Annotated in this window: 3 protein-coding genes; all 3 read right to left on the bottom strand. The window is 55.2% G+C overall.

From position 1 onward, the window contains the following. Positions 1–668, bottom strand: a 668-nt coding sequence (locus NKJ06_RS35135) for an aldehyde dehydrogenase family protein (protein ID WP_352812510.1), incomplete at its 3' end; no start/stop codon positions are given. After that, complete coding sequence (locus tag NKJ06_RS35130; RefSeq protein WP_352812508.1) at positions 661–2,037, bottom strand: aminotransferase; 1,377 nt, start codon at positions 2,035–2,037, stop codon at positions 661–663. The genes NKJ06_RS35135 and NKJ06_RS35130, both read right to left, overlap by 8 nt. A gap of 63 nt (positions 2,038–2,100) precedes the next feature. After that, positions 2,101–2,438: hydantoinase B/oxoprolinase family protein (locus NKJ06_RS35125; RefSeq protein WP_352812505.1), on the bottom strand; the 338-nt coding region annotated here is incomplete at its 5' end.

Here is a 2,438-nt window from a genome sequence, read left to right as displayed (position 1 = left end):
AAGACCAGATTCAGATATCCATTCGGCAAGCCGGCTTCCTGAAGGGCCCGTGCGAGTTCAATTGCTGCCGAAGGCGTTTCCTCTGCCGCCTTCAAGATAACGGGACAGCCGGCAGCTATTGCCATCGCTAATTTCCGTCCCGGCAGCACCAGAGGAAAATTCCAGGCGGTAAAGGCTGCAACGACACCGATCGGCACTGGTTTCGACGAACGCCTGATTGCTTGTCGGTTATCCCCAAGATCGGCATCGCACAATTCCAGCGCCAGCTGCGCATAATATCGAAACAGCTCGACGACGCGGCCGACCTCGGCCCGGGCCTGGCCCAGCGGCTTGCCCTGTTCCAGCACTATACGCAGTGAAATCGAGGCTTCCCTTTTCGCAAGGATATCGGCCGCTCGTTCCAATACTTGCTTCCGGTTCTCAGGCAAGAATCGGCGCGAGGACCCAAACGCGCGCTCCGCCGAATGCAGCGCCTTTTCCAGCAATTGGGGAGTGGCCGAAGGCAGAAGACCTAACACTGTCTCGTCAGCTGGGTTTATCACTTCCCTGGGCGCAGCAGAGCTGGACTCGATAACTTCACCATCGATGAACATTCCGAACGTGGGGTAGCCTGAATTTGCTCCGGCAATTGTCGAGTTATGCAGACCTGTCACCTTGGTGCTATGCATTGGTTTGTACCATTTGCCAAGTTTCGGCTAGGGCCGCATCAAACCGTCGGAACATCTCGTCTATTTCGGGTTCTGAGATGATCAGCGGAGGGCAAAAAGCGATAATGTCCCCGATATTCCTGATAATCAGTCCGTGGTTCTGGCACTGCTGGCTACAGAAAGGGCCTACTTTCAGTGCCTTGTCGAATTGTGCCTTCATGGCGGGGTCAGGAGAGAATTCAATCCCGCCGAGCAGACCAACCCGTCGTACATCCCCGACCATGGGATGGCTGGCGAAAGAATCGATGCGCTGCGCAAAATGATTTGCGACAGACTGGACGTGCTGGAAAATCGAGCGTTCTTCATAAATTTCGAGGGTCCGGAGCGCCACTGCCGCTGACACCGGATGACCCGAATAGGTAAAGCCGTGGGCGAAGACGCCATATTTCTCGCTGCCGCTTATGAGCGGTTCCCAGATAGTCGGCGCCACAATTGCGGCCGAGATCGGCAGATAGGCGGAGGAAAGGGCCTTGGCAACTGTGATAACATCTGGCTGCAGATGGTAGGTGTCGCAGGCAAATGCGCGCCCGGTACGCCCGAAGCCGCAAATAACCTCGTCCGCCACGAACAGGATCTGATTTTCCTTCAGAATTGTCTGAACTCTATCGAAGTAGCCGGCTGGCGGCGGCACCACGCCGCCGCCAGCTATTACCGGATCGGCGTAGAATGCGGCGATTGTGCCCGCGCCCTCGCGCTCGATCAACTTTTTAAGATCGTCCGCGCAGCGCTCGGAAAACTGCTCTTCGCTTTCGCTCGGAAGACCCTCGCGATAGTAATCTGGGCACATGCATTTTAGAAACCGATCGAGCGGCAGGTCGAAACCATCGTGACACGGTTCCAAACCGGTCATGGAAGCTGTCGCAAGCGTGACGCCGTGATAGCTGCGCAGACGGGTGATGATCTTCTTCTTCTCGGGACGGCCCAGAATATTGTTGGTGTACCAGATCAGCTTGATGACCGTGTCGTTGATTTCAGACCCGGAATTGGCAAAAAAGACGCGCCCGTCAGGTACGGGAACCATATCCTTTAGCCGATCGGCGAGTTCGATCATTGGTCGGTTCGCCATGCCGTTGAAGCTATGATAGGTCGGCAACTTATCGAACTGCTTGGCAGCCGCGGCCGCAAGTTCGGGTTCGCTGAAGCCAAGGGAAGTGCTCCATAGCCCAGCCAACCCTTCAATATAGCTCTTGCCATTCTCGTCGATGACATGGATGCCGTCCCCACGCTCAATTACCAATGGGCCAGTGCGCTGTTGGTTGGCAAGATTTGAGTATGGATGGATCAGCGCATGCTTATCCAGATCCGTAAGTGACCTGTTCTTGTCGTGCATTTTTCCTCCACAATTCCCGGCCGAGCCCGCATAACCAACTGCGGACGGGAGCAAAATCTTGTGTCACAGTGTTGATTTGTAGCCGTAGTCTTGAAGTGCGCGGTCGACGGTAATAAAACCGTCTGTGATATCGTCTTTGACTGCGTTTCTATCGCGTTGCAAAGCATCACCGTATCCGCCGCCCCCGCCAGACTGGCAAATAATCAAATCGCCAGACTTCAGCGTGATGCCATTAGCTTTCAGGCAATTGATTTCTCCTGCTTCGGAGGATTTTACGATTACCGATGGCGGACGTCCATGCTTGCCGCCGAGGAGGCCCCATGCAGGTGTAACAGACCTTTCCCACCAGAAGCCGGCAGCGCAATTATCGGACAGCATCTCGTAAGTCTTGTTTATGCCGC

Origin of the sequence: Mesorhizobium sp. M0293 (genome assembly GCF_040321735.1) — a bacterium.
Lineage (GTDB): Bacteria > Pseudomonadota > Alphaproteobacteria > Rhizobiales > Rhizobiaceae > Mesorhizobium.
The sequence above is the reverse complement of the archived record's forward strand: the minus strand, read 5'-3'. Positions and strand labels throughout refer to the sequence as shown.

Bases quoted from the DNA above. Each gene is read 5' to 3' on its own strand.
- NKJ06_RS35130 (WP_352812508.1), bottom strand. From the start codon at position 2,037: ATGCACGACAAGAACAGGTCACTTACGGATCTGGATAAGCATGCGCTG.